The sequence below is a fragment of the Mucilaginibacter sp. cycad4 genome (assembly GCF_034263275.1).
Classification (GTDB): Bacteria; Bacteroidota; Bacteroidia; order Sphingobacteriales; family Sphingobacteriaceae; genus Mucilaginibacter.
In genome coordinates, this window is record NZ_CP139559.1 from 4,577,279 (window position 1) to 4,595,077 (window position 17,799).

Here is a 17,799-nt window from a genome sequence, read left to right on the forward strand (position 1 = left end):
GTTCCCTGAAAGCTATATGTTATAAACTCTCAGGGAACTGTCTTGTCCTGAAATGAGTTTACACAAAAATAAACTACATGGAAAAGATCATTATTGATGGAAAAGGACATTATTCACTTGAATTTAAGCATTCAGTTATCAAAGAGTATTTGGCTGGCAGTGTTAGTCAAAAGGCGTTGTTGAGGAAATATGATATCAAGATACATAGTGGCATAACGCGTTGGATGCAGAAGTTAGGTTATGCAGAAGTTTCGGAAAAAGACAGATATTTGTCATCAGTAAAACCACTATCCTTGCCCGCAAAGAAGCCCCATAAAGATCCGCCTACAGGTGCCTTGTCGCAAGAACAACAACGCATCAAAGAACTCGAACGTCAGCTTGAAGATGAGCAGCTTCGCAGTGAAATGTACAAGCGTATGATCGAGATTGCTGAACGTGATCTTAATATTCCTATCCGAAAAAAGTCGGATACCAAGTGATCCATGAGATGAAAGACATGTATACAAGGATCAGCCTTGTACGATTATGTCGGTTACTTGGTATTACCCGTCAGGCCTATTATCAGCACTTTTGGCAACAAGAAGCATCTGGAATAGAGGATACACTTATATTGCAGGAGGTTGTCAGCATTCGCCAAGACCACCGGGCAATGGGTGGCAGGAAGCTTTATGAAAAGCTGCACCCTTTTTTGCTTGATCATGGCATTAAAATGGGACGGGATGCACTGTTCGACCTGTTGTCAGCTAATGGACTGTTAGTAAAGAAACGCCGCAGGCGGCATGTGACGACCTGGTCGGGTCACCGGTTCAACAGATGGCCGAATATCATACGCAGCCTGGAGGTCGTCAGGCCTAACCAACTGTGGGTAAGCGATATCACCTACTGGAAAGTAAAAGAAGAACATTTGTACATCAGTTTGATAACGGACGCTTATTCGCACAAAGTAGTTGGCTATCATTTGGCTGATACCTTAGAAACGATCGAAACGATACAGGCCTTGAAAATGGCTTTAAAAGACCTGCCTGAACAATTGCCGGAGGCACTTATACATCACTCGGACCGGGGAGTGCAATATTGCACAGAAAGCTATGTAAAGCTATTACAGGACAGATACATCAAGATCAGTATGACCGAGAACGGTGACCCATTAGAGAATGCCGTTGCTGAACGAATGAACGGCATTCTTAAAGAAGAATATCTTAAGCATCACCGGCCTGAGAATAAGCAACAAGCAAAACAATTACTGGATAGAGCTATCGAGTTGTATAACAAACACCGGCCACACTTCAGTATCGGTCTGCTAACGCCCCAACATGTGCATGATAAAAGCTTGCTACCTCAAAAATTGTGGAAGAACTATTATCGCAAAAACACTAACATTGTAAACGTATCACAGGACATCACTACACTTGTAAATACATAACAGGACTATCTCATAAAATGTAAACTTTTTTTAGGACGAGACAAACATTAATGCTGATTATAAAATATTGCCGGCCCCAGCGGGGTCACGTGTTTATAGCCATAAACGAGCATGTTTTTCGGCTCCGTAGGTGCCTCGTGTTGAAATTAAGTTTGGAATTTTGTGGATTAACCTAAGACCCTGAGGTTCACCATGTTCCAAATACCTACCACAACATTCAGAACTGTAGATTTTAAACACGTTCTAAATATTCACCAAGAATACAAAGCTACTGATGGCGTATACATCAGGGTCCTCTGCGAGAGACCCTGATGGGACGTTAGAGGACATTAAAATCCTTAAATCCGGCTAATCAGTTTAATCCTGGTTCAGACAATTACTCCTGCACGGCATCAATCCAATTACCATCGCCTTTAATGATATTGATCAATTCATCAAGTGCATTGGCCGAGCTGATATTTTTCTTCACAGCTTCTTTACCACGGTAAAGGGTAATTTTATCTGTTCCTGAGCCTACATACCCATAATCGGCATCGGCCATTTCGCCGGGGCCATTTACGATACAGCCCATGATACCAATCTTCAAACCTTTAAGGTGACTGGTACGGCTCCTGATCATCTGGGTGGTAACCATCAGGTCGAACAAAGTACGCCCGCAGCTTGGGCAGGAAATATATTCTGTTTTGGAAATGCGTGAGCGCGTAGCCTGCAAAATACCAAAAGCGGTAGAGGTAATAACATTTGTAGGTAGCTCAGGTGCATCAATCCAGATGCCATCACCAAAACCGTCAACTAATAATGCGCCAAGATCGGTAGAGGCGTAGAGTTGTAGTAAGGTAGTAGCCCCCTCTAAATCTCCCCCGGTTGGGGAGACTTTTTCTTCAAAGCCCCTCTCCCCCGGAGAGGGGTTTGGGGTGAGGCTGCCGTAGCTTCTCTTAACAATCACCGGCACATCAAGCCCCAGTTCTTCCATTTTAAAGAAGAAAGAACGCTGCTCGGCCATACCGTGTAATGCATCCGTTTCGAGTACCAGTACCAGCGAATTATCCAGCTGAATAGATCCGAATGCATCCGAATCAATATCAACAGGTTTTAAACGCACCAGGTTTAGTTTTGACGAACGATCAACATCGCCGATGTATTCCTGCAAAGTAAATACCGGATGGCAGTTGGTTTTATCGGTCAGTTTAAGCCAGGTACTATAGCTATACAACTGTTTTAAGTTGCCCGGTAAAGTAAATGAAGGTAATTCATCCGCCAGGTAAACAAAATCAACCGATTGCTCGGCCATGTTATATTTATCCAGCAGCGGCGCGTACAGGTAGCCAGCCTCGTTCAATACCGCCGGATCTTTGAGGTTCTTTTTTGACAGATCGACAACCACCCTCGGCACCAAATGCCCGCCGATAAAGGCATTGGCCTCGTAGGTTTCGCGTTTTTTATATGAATAAGGCGAATGAGTCCCCTCTAAATCTCCCCCGGTTGGAGAGACATTTTCTATTAAGTCCCTCTCCCCCAAAGAGGGGTTTGGGGTGAGGCTTCTCCGCTGTGTATAGCGCTTCACCAGCTCAATAGCAACAGGAGCTTCGGCTTCGGGTTCTTCGGTAAGGGATACACGCACGGTATCGCCAAGGCCATCCTCCAATAATGTACCAATACCTACGGCAGATTTGATGCGCCCGTCTTCACCGTCGCCGGCTTCGGTTACACCTAAATGCAGCGGGTAGTTCATCCCTTCAGCAACCATGGTTTCCACCAGCAAACGGTAAGCCTGCACCATCACCTGCGGATTGCTCGATTTCATGGAGATCACGAGGTTATAAAAATTCAACTGCTCGCACATCCGCATAAATTCCATAGCCGATTCAACCATGCCCTGCGGGGTATCGCCGTAACGGCTCATGATCCTGTCACTCAGCGAACCGTGATTGGTGCCTATACGCATAGCCGTGCCATACTCTTTACAAACTTTTACAAGGGGGGTAAATTTCTGAAAAATGCGTTCCAGTTCACCCTGGTATTCCAGGTGGGTATAGTCTATCTGGTCGAATTTCTTTTTATCGGCATAATTGCCGGGGTTTACACGCACTTTTTCAACTATACGGGCAGCCACCTCGGCGGCGTTTGGGGTAAAGTGGATATCGGCAACCAGCGGCACGGTATAACCACGTGCTCGAAGTTGCTTTTTAATTTCGGCCAGGTTCTGGGCCTCCTTGATGCTTGGCGCTGTAATGCGCACATACTCGCAACCGGCATCAACCATGCGGATGGACTGCTCAACCGTACCAATGGTATCCATGGTGTCGGTAGTGGTCATGCTTTGTATGCGGATTGGATTATTCCCGCCCATAGGCACATCGCCAATATTAACCTCGCGGGTAACAAAGCGTGAATATTCGGTTAACGAATTACAATAACGGCCGGGCAGCACTTTAACAGCATCAGTATTCATCAATGATGGAAATTAGATTACAAAAATACAAAAGTTGTTTGATGGGAGGAAGTTGTAATGTTTAAAGGCTGTAATGTTTGGGTTAAATGCACTTTCACCTCTTATCAAATACAAACAATATTCACTAAATTTGAATATGGCAACTCAATTCATCACTAATGAAAAAGGTAAAAAAACCGCTGTAATTATCCCGATAAGCGAATACGAAAATTTGCTGCATCAACATCATATTAATCTTGAATTAACCGACGAGTATAAAACGATGATAGATTCGATGTTAGAGGAGGAAGACAAAGGCGACGCTAAATATGTTTCGCTTCAACATATTAAAGACAAGTTTCAAGCTAAATGATCAGGGAGCTTATTTTCAGGGCTGAAGCTGAAAAAGATTTGGAAGATATTCAGGATTATTACAACGAAATTCTTCCTACTATCACTGACAAGTTCTTTAAAGAGTTTTTCGAAACGATGCAATTCATCGAAAATACGCCTCAGCTATTTCAAGTAAGATACAGGGGAATCAGAATAGCGCCATTATATCGTTTCCCTTACGGGATACATTACAAAGAAAGCAAGAGCAAGATCACAATTTACCGGGTGCTACACACCAAACGATATTTTAAGTAAAATCACACCAACCTCTCCTTAATCACCAAAGTCCCCGCAATCATATCATGTAAACACTGCTGCTGCTTATTAAAAAACGCTATCAGGTAGCCGATAAAAAAAGTTAATACCGAAAATATTTTAGCCAGGTTTCGGCCTATGGCTCTGGCAACAGTGATCCGGTTGCCGTCCATATCAACCACTTTTATTTTGAGCATTTGCTTACCATAAGTGGCCTGCTTAACTGAGCTTTCCATTACCACATGATAAATAAATTTGCCAATAGGCGTAAAAACAACAATGCCGATAGAAGTATATATGCGCGCCTGCTTATCCGTAATGAACAGGAACACTGCCATTGCCGCAAGTAAAACGAACACACCAAACAGGATAAACCAATCCAGCGCCGAAGCCAGCCAGCGCTGATCAAAGCTGCCGTAATATTGCATGAGCAGTTTAGGGCGTGCAAAGCCAAACAGTTCCCGTAGTTCGGCAATTTCCTGGGCCTCTTTATAATCCACCATATCGTCAGTTTTAACAAAATCACCGGGTTTAATGCCGCGGGCTTTGAGCTCCGGAATGGTAAAAGGCCCTTCGGGTTTACCGTTGATGACTAATATGTAGGATTCGGACATGGATTATAAATAACAACGTCATTGCGAGGCACGAAGCAATCGCGAACTATACAGGGCGGACCTACAAATCGGGGATTGCTTCGTACCTCGCAATGACGCTTGGTGAAATATTCTCCTAAGATAAATATTCCTTCCACCATTCAGAATTATAGGCACCTTTTACTTCAGTTGGTTCGCCGGGTTTGGGTACAAATAAATCGATGTGCTTTTGTTTTGCCATAGGCACAAGCCACTCAACAGGCTCATACCAGGCATGCGGGGCCAGGTTAAAGGTGCCGTAATGAATCGGCATCATCAGTTTTCCCTTCAGATCGAGATGGGCGTTTGAGGCGTTATCCGGCCCCATGTGAATATCCGGCCAGAATTTTCCGTATGCACCTATCTCGAGCATGGTCAAATCAAACGGACCAAAAGCATCCCCTATCGCCTTAAACTCAGGTGAGTATCCGGAATCGGCACCAAAATAAATATTATGCTCAGGGCCTTTGATCACAAACGACGACCAAAGCGTTTCGTTTCTTCCGATAATTCCCCTGCCCGAAAAATGGCGCGAGGGAGTAGCCGTAAGCACAATTTCATTACCGATCATAGCGCTGTCGCCCCAGTCCATTTCGGTGATAAAGTTGGCTGCCATACCCCAGTCGGTTAAATACTGTGCTACCCCTATTGAACAGAAAAAGGGGATGTTTTTATCAGCAAAAAATTTAATGGTAGCTTTATCCAAATGGTCATAATGATCATGCGACTGGATAACGGCATCCAGCAGAGGCAGATCCTCCAGAGCTATCGGTGGTTTAAAAAACCGCTTTGGCCCAAATGATTGCGAAAACGAAACCCTGTCGCTCCAAACCGGGTCGGTAAGGATGCGCTTGCCATCAATCTCTATCAGGATACTGGAATGGCCAATCCAGGTAATGCGCAAACCCGATGCGGGCGGTGTATTGTAAACCGATAGATTCGTTTTAAAAGGGCCTAAAGTTTTTTTAGGCGTATTCTCCGCCTTGTTTTTTATGTATTCCCTCAAAATTGGGATCATTTTGCCAAAGCCGGCCTCATCAGTAGGTATGGTATTTTGATATTTTCGTCCTTTTTTACGCGATCCGGGTAAACTCATAACAGCAATTATAGTACTTATGTCAGGTATGATATAACTAAAGCAAAAAAGTTACGAATGGTTGAAAGCCTTACGCTTTTATTTACTTAAGAATGATATTGCCGTATCACAAAACTCAACAAGCTGGGCCGGCAAAGCATCTCCCGCAAAAGGGTGTTCGCCACCAAAAGTATGATCAGCGCCTTTTTGCACCACATATTCTGCAGCGGGATTAGCTTCATGCAATTGCTGTGAATGACTTACAGGCACCGTTGGGTCTGCATCGCCATGAACGATGAGCCATGGCTGCGTTATGAAACTTGCCTGCCTGATAATGTCCAGTCTGAGCGGGTGCTTGTCCAGGTCATCAAGCAGTGTTGATTTAACAGGCATTTGCTGCCCGGTACGTTTATTCTCAAAATAAAAAACACTCTGCAAGCGCCATTGCTGTTCTATTTGCTTAGGCCATAAGTTCCGGAAACCGGATATAGAGGCCATAGTTACCAGCTTTTTGATCCGCGCATCTTCAGCAGTTTTGATGATGCTTACACCACCGCCCATGCTATGCCCGATGAGGTATACACCATTGGCCATAGGCATGCTTGCCCCGCTGCAGGCAAAATCAATGATGGTATCCAGATCTTCCAGTTCGATAGAGACGGTGTTATCGGCAAAAGCGGTCAGATCGGCAAAGTCTAAGGGATTGGCGGGCGTAGTGCCATTGTGCGAAAAGTTAAATTTCAGGAAACGGAAACCCTTTTCGGCAAAGTACCGGGCCAAAAGATCATGTGTACCCCAATCTTTAAACCCTTTAAAGCCATGGGCAAAAATTGCCAATGGTGCATTTTTAAAAACATCATTATAGGTAACATCAATAAGCATAGGCCGCCCTTTGGCGCCGGGAAGGGTGAAATTATCTTTCCTGATCATGGCGGCTAATTTAGTATTATTGGGGGGGAATGTTAGGCTATCATTTGGCGATCATCAGTATTCCTTTGGCAAGTATTTTAACAAAAAAAGCGTCATTGCGAGGTACGAAGCAATCCCCGATTTGCAGAGCGGCTATGCAAGTTTCTCCGTACAGTTTGGGATTGCTTCGTACCTCGCAATGACGCTTCTTATTATACTTTTAAAATTAAGTCCTACACCCTCTTCCCATTAAAAGTAATATTATACAAATCCGTACGCCGGTCTTTGATATTTTGAACACTGCCGTACTCATGCAGCTCATCAAGCAATGACAGGTCAACATCGGCAATAACAATCATTTCGGTATTTGGCGTAGCTTCGGATTGAATGCCGTTTGTCGGGAAACCAAAATCCGAAGGTGTGAATACTGCCGATTGTGCATAGCTGATACCCATATTATTTACATTAGGCAGGTTGCCTACGCAGCCTGCAATAGCCACATAACATTCATTTTCTACAGCACGGGCCTGGGCGCAAAACTTAACCCGGTTGTAACCGTTTTGGGTATCCGTAAGGAAGGGCACAAATAAGATCTGCATATCCTGGCCGGCCAGGATACGCGAAAGTTCCGGGAACTCGACGTCGTAACAGATCAGGATACCTACTTTACCGCAATCAGTATCAAACACTTTCACTTCATCGCCGCCGCGCATGCCCCATGAGCTGATTTCGGCCGGGGTTGGGTGAATTTTGTAAACCTCCTCCATACTGCCGTTCCGCCTGAACAGGTATGATACATTATACAACGACTCCTCAAAAATATAAGGCATGCTGCCCGCAATGATGTTCACGTTGTAGGATACAGCCAGTTTTGAAAACTCCTCGATAATAGGTTGGGTATATTTAGCCAGCTCACGCATGGCCTTGGCCGAATCCATGTGGTTATAATCGGCCATCAGCGGTGTATTGAACAGCTCGGGGAACAGGATAAAATCTGCCTGGTAATCGCTCACGGCATCAACAAAATATTCGGCATGCTTCATGAGTTCACTGATGTTGCTGTATGAGCGCATTTGCCACTGCACCAGGCCAATGCGTACTACTGTTTTATGATTGATAACATCACTTACCTCTTCGTAGTACACATTATTCCATTCAATAAGCGTGGCAAAACCTTTGGAGCGGCTATCCTCGGGCAGATAATTCCTCAGCACCTTACGTACGTGAAAATCATTAGAGAGCTGAAACGATAAGGTAGGATCATATATCTCCTTATACTTCACCTTATCAATATACTGCCGGGGCGTAAGCTCGTTCTGAAATTTTTGGTAGTTGGGGATCCGGCCACCCGCGATGATGCTTTTCAGGTTCAGCTTTTCGCAAAGGGCCTTGCGGGCATCATAAAGCCTGCGGGCGAGGCGCAAGCCGCGGTATTTGGGGTGGATAAACACGTCGATCCCATACAACACATCACCCTTATCGTTATGGGTTTTAAAGGTACTGTCGCCGGTTATTTGTTTGTAGGTATGGTTATCGCCAAATTTCTGATAGTCAACAATAATAGCCAGCGCGCAGCCCACAACCATATCATTAACGGTAATACAGATCTGCCCTTCGGGGAATATCTTGATGAGCCGGCGGATAGAATTGGCATCCCAATAGTCCTCGTCCATATCCATATAGGCCGATTTCATTGATTTTTTCAGCTCCTGGTAGTCCTGTACCTCCAGGTTACGCATTTCAATACTTTGCAGATCCATATATCATTTGTTGTATCAGTGTTTTAGGCTGAGCGGCGTTTACTCACCCCGACATCGCTGCGCTCGTCCCCCTCTCTGCTTCGCAAAGAGGGGGGTACTTTTTTATTTTCTCTCCCCCTCTTTACGCTAACAGCGTAGAGAGGATGGCGAAGCGTCGGCCGGGTGAGTCAGCTCATCGCCCTGCCCCATCTCCCCAACAGGCAAAGCCCATTTTGGTTTAAACTATCTTCTTCCGATCGGTTGTATGCCACCAGGCCCAGTAGATCAGTACAAACTGTAAGGCCAAACGCAGCCACGCTAAAAAGGGTGCAACTGTCATGGAGTTTAGTTTCATCGGGGCTTTAAATGCCATGCTTACGTGAATCTGTAAAAAAGCTATCAGCATTAAAACAATTCCCCAGGCTGCCCAGTACCGTGTTTTAGGCCAAATGAGCAGTAATCCCAATGAAATTTCAGCAATCCCGGCCAGTATGTTAACAGCCTCGGGGTAAAGCAAATTATTGGGCATTACGGCATAATAGAAGTCGGGGTCGCGGAAGTGATTAAGGCCTGCAAGTACGTAAAACGCCACGAGTATTACCAGGCTTATTTTTTTATACTTATCCATGTTTTAATTTACAAATATTTTGTCATACGTATCATAAAACAGTTTAAATACTGCAAAACAAGCCATTTTTGTAATTTATAACCATTCCAAATAATCCTGTTTGACAAAGTGTTGACATTGCATGTGCCGAATAGTGATACTTTTGTTCGGTCAAATTTTAAAACTGCTTTGAAGTATCTAAAGGTAATAGCTTTTACGCACAAACAGATTGAACTGAAGGAATTGGGTAGATTGGTGGTTTGCCAGGAAAATCTGACAGATAAACTTGCGCAGGTTAAAGAGCAGTTTAATATTCCCGAAATCTTCTATCTGGCTACCTGCAACCGTGTGGAATTTGTGATGACCACACCGCAATCGGTTGATAAGGACTTTGCCAAAAAGTTCATAGAAGCCTTTAACACAGAGCTTTGCCACGATTCACTGAGCACTTTTATGGATAGCGCGTCTATTTATGAAGACCAGGAAGCCATGGTACATCTGTTGCGTACTTCATGTTCGTTAGAGAGTTTGATCGTGGGTGAAAAGGAGATCCTGGCCCAGTTACGCAAAGCATATGAACATTGCAAAGAGGCCGGCCTAACCGGCGATGCCATGCGCATGATCATGAACTGCGTGGTTAAAACAGCCAAGGAAGTTTATACGCATACCAACATCTCCAAAAACCCAATTTCGGTTGTGTCGCTGGCTTATCGCAAATTGAAAGACCTTAATCTTTGCTCAAATGCCCGCATCCTCATCATCGGCGCAGGCGAAACCAACCGCAACATCTCCAAATATCTTCAAAAACATAAATTTTCAAACTTCGCGGTGTTTAACCGTACGGTGGCCAATGCCGAAAAATTAGCTGCCGACCTGGGCGGTGAAGCCTTTGACCTCGAAGCTTTGAAAACCTATAAAAAAGGTTTTGATGCCATTATTACCTGCACATCAGCAGTTGAACCAATCATTACCACCGAAATTTACCAATCGCTGCTAAACGGCGAAACCGGCAGGAAAACCATTGTCGACCTTGCCATTCCTAACGATACCGCCCCCGAAGTACTGGAACAATTCCCGGTTAACTTTATCGAAGTGCACTCGCTTAACGAGGTTGCCAAAAAGAACCTGCAGGAGCGTTACCACGAACTGGTACATGCCGAAGCTATTATTGAGCAAAACATTGCCGAATTTGTACAGCAGCTTAAACAGCGCCGTATCGAGGTAGCTATGCGCCAGGTTCCTGAAAAGATCAAGGAGATCCGCAACACCGCTATCAATTCTGTTTTTGCCGACGAGGTACAGGGCCTGGACGAACAATCGCGCGAGATCCTGGAAAAAGTGATCAACTACATGGAGAAAAAATATATCAGCGTACCCATGATCATGGCGAAGGATATATTGATCAATGAAAACTAAAACTCTCTGAATCAGAATTTACAGAATTTGAGGATTAACAGCATGCTTGCTTTTATCTGAACCGAATTCATTGAATTTAAGAATTACCCAACGATTATTAAACTAAACAAATTCAAACAATTTGTTTAATTCGTCACTGATCGAAGTTTAGCCCCGCCGTTGTTGGTGCTGTCACCATAATTGTCCGGAGGAAATAAAAAAAGCGAGAGATTGTGCGATTTCCATTAACTGGCCGAAGTTACGCTTCGCTAAACTTCAACCAGTTAACGAAATCAAACAGCGACTCATTTCCCCGCTAACACCAGCTCCAAATCATCCTTAAAATTCCGCCCTATCGGAATTTCATGTCCATTCAAAATAATGCGGTTACTTTCCAAACGGGTAATCTTATTAACGGATACAATAAAAGATTTATGCACCCGGATAAAACGCTTCTGCGGGAAAATATCCAACATCGCTTTGATAGAACCTTTTAACAGGATCTTTTCTGTATGGGTATAAATGATGGCATAATCTTTTAATCCCTGAATGTGCGTAACCTCGTTAAAATAAAGTTTGATACGCTGTACACCGCTTTTAACAAAAATAAAATCGGTGCTTTTATCCGCCGAAAGATCTTCTGCATGGTCATATTGTGCTTTCAGGGACAGGAACTCCCTGATCTTGTCAATGGCCTGCCCGAAACGCTTAAAAGATATCGGTTTCAGCAAAAAATCAATTACACCCAGTTCATAACCTTCAAAGGCGTAGTTGCGGTAGGCTGTAGTAAAAACAGTCAGCGGAGGATCGGGCAGTGTTTTCAGAAATTGGATCCCTGTCATTTCCGGCATCTCGATATCCAGCAGTAATACATCAGCATGGTGATCTTTTAAATGATATAAAGCATCACCCGCGTTGCTGAACAGGAACACCGAATGCACATGGTCAATTCTTTTCAGGTAATCGTCTAATATTTCAAGCGCAAGCGGCTCATCATCTACTACCACAAATTTCAGCATCGCTTCCATATTAAATCCGTTCTTACAATTCAATCACCAGTTTAACCCAAAAAGCATCTTTTCTATCTTCCAGTTGCAGCGTATGCCTGGCCGGATAAAGCAGGTCGAGGCGCTTTCGCAAATTGTCGAGCCCTATTCCTCCTTTACAATTATTAACTACCGATGCTGGCTTGGCATTTTCTATGATAACCTCCAATCTTGACTGTTTCAGATCGACATCCACCTTGAGCCAGCCGCTTTTAGTTTGCCTGCCCAGTCCGTGTTTAAAAGCATTTTCAACCAGGGGCAGCAACAGCAGCGGGGCAATTTCGTGTCCGTTCAGCTCGGCATTAATATTCAGGTCAATGGCAGCTTCCCCGCTAAACCTCAGCCGCTCCAGTTCCATGTAGTTATTAAGATAGCTGATCTCTTTTTCCAAAGGCACCTTTTCGCCGGTACTGTCGTACAGCATATATTCCATCATTTCTGATAGCTTAAGCACTACATCCGGGGCAAGCTCTGATTTTTTAAGTGTTAGTGCATACAGGTTATTGAGGATATTAAACAGGAAATGCGGATTTACCTGCGCCCTGAGAAAGTTAACTTCGGCGTTCAGTTTTTCTACGGTGATCTTCTGAATGGTCAATTGCTGACCATACCAATCCATACTTAACTTGAGCGCCAGCATTAACCCCAGGTACCATAAGGTGCTAAAAAAGTTATAGGATAATGATTCTAACAGGTTACTGTTGCGCATCGGCCCTACTACATATCCATACAAATAAAAATCAAACAGGCTTTGGGTGGCTAAATATCCAATTACCGACAGGATGATTGCCGTAAAATAAGCAAGGTACCGCTTCCTTAACAGGTACCGGGGCAAAAAGTATTGCAGGTTAAGATAGGCTATAATAATGAGCAGTACAATGCGACCGGCCACGCAGGCTACAAAATAAGGCATGCTGGCTTTGTATATGAGGTATCTTTTCTCATAAATGAAAAAACCTGTGATCAGCACCCAGTAAGCTCCATGCATCAGGGCATGCCTTAGGGTAGTACTGCGTTTTAAAAACGGCAGCGAGATTGGTTTATCCAGCGCATCCATTTTGATGTTTCATTAGCATTGAGCAATAAAGGAAACCAAAAGCATTTGGCCTGCAAAATTATATCGACAAACAGCACAAATAGTAGAGGAATATAAAGATAAAAAAGCTAATGTCTATTATTCAGGTTGTTGGTCTACTAATTTTCTGCATGGTTCCCGGTTCGTTTAATATTGTACAAAGAACCAGGGATTTCATTTAAAACTTATGATCATGAAACACATCAAATTCTATCAGGCGTTTATAGGGTTATTTACGCTGATCACATTGAGCTTCGCTGCATTTGGTTTCACTAACAAATTTGGGTTGGACGGTTACGAGATCTACCTGAACAACAAACTCATCCTAAAGCAGTATGTGAACCAGCCGGTAAGTTTAAGGGTGCTGAAACTGGATAAAGCAAATGAAAGCGACGAGCTGCGCATTAAGTATACCCACTGCCGGATGAAAGGCCCTGGCACTGGCCGCAGCCTTACCCTACAGGATGAAAAAGGAAACACGCTGAAGAAGTGGGCCTTTGCCGATGCTTCTGATTTTGCTATGACCATCCCTGTAAAAGAGTTACAGCAACTGGAAAAAAAGAACGGCAACCATGAGCTCAGCCTGCACTATGCTTCGCGGGAGCTGCCCAATGGTGAGATGCTGGCCATGCTGCGTTAAAAAGAGGTGGCTACAGCTGTTATCATTTATTATCAACCGATCGAGGTTTAACTAATCGCGACTTCGATCGGTTAAAATAAACATCCCCCATGACTCCGTTTTTAAACTCTTTGTCTTGTCCTGAAATGAGTTTACACAAAAATAAACTACATGGAAAAGATCATTATTGATGGAAAAGGACATTATTCACTTGAATTTAAGCATTCAGTTATCAAAGAGTATTTGGCTGGCAGTGTTAGTCAAAAGGCGTTGTTGAGGAAATATGATATCAAGATACATAGTGGCATAACGCGTTGGATGCAGAAGTTAGGTTATGCAGAAGTTCCGGAAAAAGACAGATATTTGTCATCAGTAAAACCACTATCCTTGCCCGCAAAGAAGCCCCATAAAGATCCGCCTACAGGTGCCTTGTCGCAAGAACAACAACGCATCAAAGAACTCGAACGTCAGCTTGAAGATGAGCAGCTTCGCAGTGAAATGTACAAGCGTATGATCGAGATTGCTGAACGTGATCTTAATATTCCTATCCGAAAAAAGTCGGATACCAAGTGATCCATGAGATGAAAGACATGTATACAAGGATCAGCCTTGTACGATTATGTCGGTTACTTGGTATTACCCGTCAGGCCTATTATCAGCACTTTTGGCAACAAGAAGCATCTGGAATAGAGGATACACTTATATTGCAGGAGGTTGTCAGCATTCGCCAAGACCACCGGGCAATGGGTGGCAGGAAGCTTTATGAAAAGCTGCACCCTTTTTTGCTTGATCATGGCATTAAAATGGGACGGGATGCACTGTTCGACCTGTTGTCAGCTAATGGACTGTTAGTAAAGAAACGCCGCAGGCGGCATGTGACGACCTGGTCGGGTCACCGGTTCAACAGATGGCCGAATATCATACGCAGCCTGGAGGTCGTCAGGACTAACCAACTGTGGGTAAGCGATATCACCTACTGGAAAGTAAAAGAAGAACATTTGTACATCAGTTTGATAACGGACGCTTATTCGCACAAAGTAGTTGGCTATCATTTGGCTGATACCTTAGAAACGATCGAAACGATACAGGCCTTGAAAATGGCTTTAAAAGACCTGCCTGAACAATTGCCGGAGGCACTTATACATCACTCGGACCGGGGAGTGCAATATTGCACAGAAAGCTATGTAAAGCTATTACAGGACAGATACATCAAGATCAGTATGACCGAGAACGGTGACCCATTAGAGAATGCCGTTGCTGAACGAATGAACGGCATTCTTAAAGAAGAATATCTTAAGCATCACCGGCCTGAGAATAAGCAACAAGCAAAACAATTACTGGATAGAGCTATCGAGTTGTATAACAAACACCGGCCACACTTCAGTATCGGTCTGCTAACGCCCCAACATGTGCATGATAAAAGCTTGCTACCTCAAAAATTGTGGAAGAACTATTATCGCAAAAACACTAACATTGTAAACGTATCACAGGACATCACTACACTTGTAAATACATAACAGGACTATCTCATAAAATGTAAACTTTTTTTAGGACGAGACAGCATATCAACGTCCCATCAGGGTCTCTCGCAGAGGACCCTGAGGTTCGCCGGGCGCTAATCGTCTAACCGGATATTTAAAACAGCGAATCAGCATGGCGTATACATCAGGATCCTCTGTGAGAGACCCTGATGGGGCGTTAAACTCGCAAAGGGGGGTGAAAAACATTCCCCTATCACTCCGTTCTCAAACTCTTAATCGGGTTAACGGTCGCGGCTTTTACAGATTCATAACTAACCGTGACCCAGGCAATACCCAATGCGGCTACAGAAGCTATGAAAAACACCAGCCAGCCAGCATTGATATGATAAGCAAAACCCGATAGCCAGCTATTCACTGCATACCATGAAAGCGGGACGGCTATAATTATGGCGATGAGAATCAATCTCGTAATCCCCGAGGATAGTAAATAAACCAGGTTTAATACCGATGCACCTAATACTTTGCGTACGCCAATCTCCTTGGTACGCTGCTCGGCCATAAAAGCAGATAAACCATATAAACCCAGGCATGAAATAAAAATGCCCAAACCTGCAAAAAGGTTAAAGATGTTACCCATTTGCTGCTCGCCTTTATAAAGATTGGATAAGTCCTGATCAATGAAATCAAATTTAAAAGGATAAGCAGGATTGAGCGCCTGGCTCATAGCTGCCAGTGCCTTTATAGTAGCATTGGTTTTTCCGGGTAAAGTCCTGATTACCACATAACCGCCTATTTTATTAAAAGGTATAACCAGTGGTTCAATGGTTTGCTGAACGGGCTTAAAATTAAAGTCTTTTATAACCCCAACAATAGTCCCTTTATTGCCCCAAACTGTTAATGGTTTGCCTATGGCAGTGCTGGCGGTAAGGCCCATAACGCTCGCCATTTTTTCGTTAACCATATAATTATTCGAGTCGGTTTTAAATGCTGCCGAAAAGCTTCGGCCGGCGGCTAACTTCATTCTGAATGTATGCGTGAAATCTTCATCGGCAGCCATTACCGGGATTGACAGCTGCGAACGCGGGTCTTTACCGTTCCACTGCACATTGAGTGTCCAGCCACCAAGTTCAGTCGGCAAATCGGTAATTGTGGTAAAATCGCTTGTCATTGAGGTTTGCCTTAACATATTTTTCAAAGCCTCCTGCTTATGCCAGATCTCGCCTGTCATTGGCATATATAAAAGATTGGCCTTTTCAAAACCCGGGTTCCGGTCCCTGATAAATTTAAGCTGATTATAGATAACTACCGTGCCCACCAGCAATACAATAGATACCATAAACTGAACCACGACAAGGGTATTACGGAAAAACAAATTACCGCCCATTGATTTTACATTACCCTTGAGCACCTTAACCGGGTTAAAACCTGATAGAAATAGTGCCGGATAGCTCCCCGAGATAAGACCGGTTATTAACGCAATACTAATAAGACTTAACCAAAGCCTGGCATCAGACATATCGATGATGAGTTTCCTGTTGGCCAGATCATTAAATACCGGCAAAAACATCCGGACAATAACAATTGCAAGTAACAGGGAAAGAAAAGAGATAAATATCGACTCGCTTAAAAACTGCAGCACCAATTGTCCGCGAACAGCTCCCGCAACTTTACGTAAGCCTATTTCTTTGGCCCTGCGTGCCGAACGCGCGGTAGCCAGGTTCATAAAATTGATACAAGCTACAATCAATATCAATATAGCGATTACAAAAAAGATACTTACGTATTGTGCATTGCCATGTCCCGGCGAATCTCCTGATCTTTCAGGATCCAGGTGTATTTTGGTCAAAGGCTGTAATTTGAAAGTAGCCTTGGTATCGGGGCTATGTTTATGAAAAATCTGACCGATTTGGGTTTCCAGTCTGGCGATGTTAGCAGCAGAGGGATCAAAACTCTTATCGAATTGAACGTAACCAAAAAAGTTAAAATTATCCCAGATATTATTTTTCAGATCGTTATTGGTTTGAGCTATTAAAGCCATCGGAAGCAGGATATCAAACTGCAGATCGGAGTTGGCGGGGATATTGGCCATAACGCCTGTTACCATCAAATTCTCTTTGTTATCTTTTCGGATTACCTTACCAATCGGATCTTCTTTCCCGAAGTATTTTGTAGCGATATCTTCTGTTATTAAAACGCCATTCGCCTTATTCAAGGCTGTAGCACGGTCGCCCTTTATTAAAGGATAAGAAAACATTTCCATAAAACCCGGATCGGCATAAAACACATGCTCTTCCTGAAATTTCTTGTTACCTGTTTCAAACAGGATGGAAGGAAAGCCCGGGTATAGCCGGGCCGCATTCTTAACAGCAGGTATTTCCGCCTTCAATCCAAAAGGCATCCCGGCCGAGCTTGCCGCGGTTTTAGAGTCGCCGAAATCGCTGTCGATCCGATAGATCTGCCCCGCATTTCTATGGAATTTATCGTAGCTTAATTCATTTTGCACCCAAAGCAAAATCAGGATACTCGCGGCAAGGCCTATAGCCAAACCCGATATATTGATAATAGAATAGGCTTTATCTCTTATTATATTTCGGTAAGCAAGTTTAAAATATGTTTTGAACATGGCGCTGATGTAAATGTTAATATGCCATCCAAAAATCCATGCCATATAATTAACCAATTTATAATAAAGCAGTTACATATATAACTTTATAAATAC

Annotated in this window: 17 protein-coding genes; 8 read left to right on the top strand and 9 right to left on the bottom strand. The window is 43.7% G+C overall.

What is annotated here, in order from left to right:
* Positions 1-77 precede the first annotated feature (77 nt).
* Together SNE26_RS18350 and SNE26_RS18355 are read left to right on the top strand one after the other, a co-directional pair.
* Entirely contained in the window at positions 78-479 is a 402-nt protein-coding gene (locus SNE26_RS18350; protein WP_321555051.1) for a hypothetical protein, read from the top strand.
* An 8-nt stretch (positions 480-487) separates the two neighbouring features.
* Positions 488-1,423 (top strand): IS3 family transposase, encoded by a 936-nt coding sequence (locus tag SNE26_RS18355; protein WP_321554647.1) that lies wholly within the window; start codon positions 488-490, stop codon positions 1,421-1,423.
* Between the two features lie 376 nt (positions 1,424-1,799).
* Here the strand turns inward: SNE26_RS18355 and ispG are convergent, their stop codons facing one another.
* Positions 1,800-3,875: a (E)-4-hydroxy-3-methylbut-2-enyl-diphosphate synthase gene (ispG, locus tag SNE26_RS18360; protein ID WP_321555369.1), complete on the bottom strand. Its 2,076-nt coding sequence runs from the start codon at positions 3,873-3,875 to the stop codon at positions 1,800-1,802.
* Positions 3,876-4,011: 136 nt separating this feature from the next.
* Here ispG and SNE26_RS18365 point away from each other — a divergent pair, with 136 nt between their 5' ends.
* Both SNE26_RS18365 and SNE26_RS29565 read left to right on the top strand, forming a co-directional pair.
* Positions 4,012-4,227, top strand: coding sequence for a hypothetical protein (locus SNE26_RS18365; RefSeq protein ID WP_321555370.1), 216 nt, complete (start codon positions 4,012-4,014; stop codon positions 4,225-4,227).
* The gene (locus SNE26_RS29565) at positions 4,224-4,502 is read left to right on the top strand and encodes a type II toxin-antitoxin system RelE/ParE family toxin (RefSeq protein ID WP_373695583.1); all 279 of its coding nucleotides are present in this window, start codon (positions 4,224-4,226) and stop codon (positions 4,500-4,502) included. The genes SNE26_RS18365 and SNE26_RS29565 overlap by 4 nt, the downstream gene beginning before the upstream one ends.
* 2 nt (positions 4,503-4,504) lie before the next feature.
* Here the strand turns inward: SNE26_RS29565 and SNE26_RS18370 are convergent, their stop codons facing one another.
* The 5 genes from SNE26_RS18370 to SNE26_RS18390 all read right to left on the bottom strand — a co-directional run bounded on the left by SNE26_RS18370 (position 4,505) and on the right by SNE26_RS18390 (position 9,485).
* Positions 4,505-5,116, bottom strand: coding sequence for an RDD family protein (locus tag SNE26_RS18370; protein WP_321555371.1), 612 nt, complete (start codon positions 5,114-5,116; stop codon positions 4,505-4,507).
* Positions 5,117-5,231: 115 nt separating this feature from the next.
* Positions 5,232-6,230, bottom strand: a complete 999-nt coding sequence (locus SNE26_RS18375; protein WP_321555372.1) for an MBL fold metallo-hydrolase — start codon at positions 6,228-6,230, stop codon at positions 5,232-5,234.
* 78 nt (positions 6,231-6,308) lie between these two features.
* Positions 6,309-7,139: an alpha/beta fold hydrolase gene (locus SNE26_RS18380; RefSeq protein WP_321555373.1), complete on the bottom strand. Its 831-nt coding sequence runs from the start codon at positions 7,137-7,139 to the stop codon at positions 6,309-6,311.
* Between the two features lie 212 nt (positions 7,140-7,351).
* The gene (locus SNE26_RS18385) at positions 7,352-8,878 is read right to left on the bottom strand and encodes a carbon-nitrogen hydrolase family protein (protein WP_091212816.1); all 1,527 of its coding nucleotides are present in this window, start codon (positions 8,876-8,878) and stop codon (positions 7,352-7,354) included.
* Positions 8,879-9,095: 217 nt separating this feature from the next.
* Complete coding sequence (locus SNE26_RS18390) at positions 9,096-9,485, bottom strand: MauE/DoxX family redox-associated membrane protein (protein ID WP_321555374.1); 390 nt, start codon at positions 9,483-9,485, stop codon at positions 9,096-9,098.
* Positions 9,486-9,653: 168 nt separating this feature from the next.
* Between SNE26_RS18390 and hemA the strand changes: the two genes are divergently transcribed.
* Positions 9,654-10,880, top strand: coding sequence for a glutamyl-tRNA reductase (hemA, locus tag SNE26_RS18395; RefSeq protein WP_321555375.1), 1,227 nt, complete (start codon positions 9,654-9,656; stop codon positions 10,878-10,880).
* Between the two features lie 284 nt (positions 10,881-11,164).
* Here the strand turns inward: hemA and SNE26_RS18400 are convergent, their stop codons facing one another.
* Complete coding sequence (locus SNE26_RS18400; RefSeq protein WP_321555376.1) at positions 11,165-11,887, bottom strand: LytTR family DNA-binding domain-containing protein; 723 nt, start codon at positions 11,885-11,887, stop codon at positions 11,165-11,167.
* A gap of 13 nt (positions 11,888-11,900) precedes the next feature.
* A complete protein-coding gene (locus SNE26_RS18405) occupies positions 11,901-12,962 on the bottom strand; it encodes a histidine kinase (RefSeq protein ID WP_321555377.1) in 1,062 nt (353 codons plus the stop codon).
* A gap of 211 nt (positions 12,963-13,173) precedes the next feature.
* On the opposite strand from SNE26_RS18405, the gene SNE26_RS18410 reads away from it, so the two are divergent.
* From SNE26_RS18410 to SNE26_RS18420, 3 genes are all read left to right on the top strand, one after another.
* Positions 13,174-13,620 (top strand): hypothetical protein, encoded by a 447-nt coding sequence (locus SNE26_RS18410; protein ID WP_321555378.1) that lies wholly within the window; start codon positions 13,174-13,176, stop codon positions 13,618-13,620.
* A 150-nt stretch (positions 13,621-13,770) separates the two neighbouring features.
* Positions 13,771-14,172 (top strand): hypothetical protein, encoded by a 402-nt coding sequence (locus SNE26_RS18415; protein WP_321554648.1) that lies wholly within the window; start codon positions 13,771-13,773, stop codon positions 14,170-14,172.
* A gap of 8 nt (positions 14,173-14,180) precedes the next feature.
* Complete coding sequence (locus SNE26_RS18420) at positions 14,181-15,116, top strand: IS3 family transposase (RefSeq protein ID WP_321555379.1); 936 nt, start codon at positions 14,181-14,183, stop codon at positions 15,114-15,116.
* 217 nt (positions 15,117-15,333) lie between these two features.
* On the opposite strand, the gene SNE26_RS18425 is transcribed toward SNE26_RS18420, so the two are convergent.
* A complete protein-coding gene (locus tag SNE26_RS18425) occupies positions 15,334-17,748 on the bottom strand; it encodes an ABC transporter permease (RefSeq protein ID WP_321555380.1) in 2,415 nt (804 codons plus the stop codon).
* Positions 17,749-17,799: the final 51 nt, after the last annotated feature.

What these genes read in the sequence shown, in the direction of transcription:
- SNE26_RS18385 (WP_091212816.1), bottom strand. Translation starts at nt 8,878, where the DNA reads ATGGATCTGCAAAGTATTGAAATGCGTAACCTGGAGGTACAGGACTAC.
- SNE26_RS18415 (WP_321554648.1), top strand. Translation starts at nt 13,771, where the DNA reads ATGGAAAAGATCATTATTGATGGAAAAGGACATTATTCACTTGAATTT.
- SNE26_RS18350 (WP_321555051.1), top strand. Translation starts at nt 78, where the DNA reads ATGGAAAAGATCATTATTGATGGAAAAGGACATTATTCACTTGAATTT.
- SNE26_RS18410 (WP_321555378.1), top strand. Translation starts at nt 13,174, where the DNA reads ATGAAACACATCAAATTCTATCAGGCGTTTATAGGGTTATTTACGCTG.
- SNE26_RS18425 (WP_321555380.1), bottom strand. Translation starts at nt 17,748, where the DNA reads ATGGCATGGATTTTTGGATGGCATATTAACATTTACATCAGCGCCATG.
- SNE26_RS18400 (WP_321555376.1), bottom strand. Translation starts at nt 11,887, where the DNA reads ATGGAAGCGATGCTGAAATTTGTGGTAGTAGATGATGAGCCGCTTGCG.
- ispG (WP_321555369.1), bottom strand. Translation starts at nt 3,875, where the DNA reads ATGAATACTGATGCTGTTAAAGTGCTGCCCGGCCGTTATTGTAATTCG.
- SNE26_RS18375 (WP_321555372.1), bottom strand. Translation starts at nt 6,230, where the DNA reads ATGAGTTTACCCGGATCGCGTAAAAAAGGACGAAAATATCAAAATACC.
- SNE26_RS18380 (WP_321555373.1), bottom strand. Translation starts at nt 7,139, where the DNA reads ATGATCAGGAAAGATAATTTCACCCTTCCCGGCGCCAAAGGGCGGCCT.
- SNE26_RS18405 (WP_321555377.1), bottom strand. Translation starts at nt 12,962, where the DNA reads ATGGATGCGCTGGATAAACCAATCTCGCTGCCGTTTTTAAAACGCAGT.
- SNE26_RS29565 (WP_373695583.1), top strand. Translation starts at nt 4,224, where the DNA reads ATGATCAGGGAGCTTATTTTCAGGGCTGAAGCTGAAAAAGATTTGGAA.
- SNE26_RS18370 (WP_321555371.1), bottom strand. Translation starts at nt 5,116, where the DNA reads ATGTCCGAATCCTACATATTAGTCATCAACGGTAAACCCGAAGGGCCT.
- SNE26_RS18365 (WP_321555370.1), top strand. Translation starts at nt 4,012, where the DNA reads ATGGCAACTCAATTCATCACTAATGAAAAAGGTAAAAAAACCGCTGTA.
- SNE26_RS18420 (WP_321555379.1), top strand. Translation starts at nt 14,181, where the DNA reads ATGAAAGACATGTATACAAGGATCAGCCTTGTACGATTATGTCGGTTA.
- SNE26_RS18355 (WP_321554647.1), top strand. Translation starts at nt 488, where the DNA reads ATGAAAGACATGTATACAAGGATCAGCCTTGTACGATTATGTCGGTTA.
- SNE26_RS18390 (WP_321555374.1), bottom strand. Translation starts at nt 9,485, where the DNA reads ATGGATAAGTATAAAAAAATAAGCCTGGTAATACTCGTGGCGTTTTAC.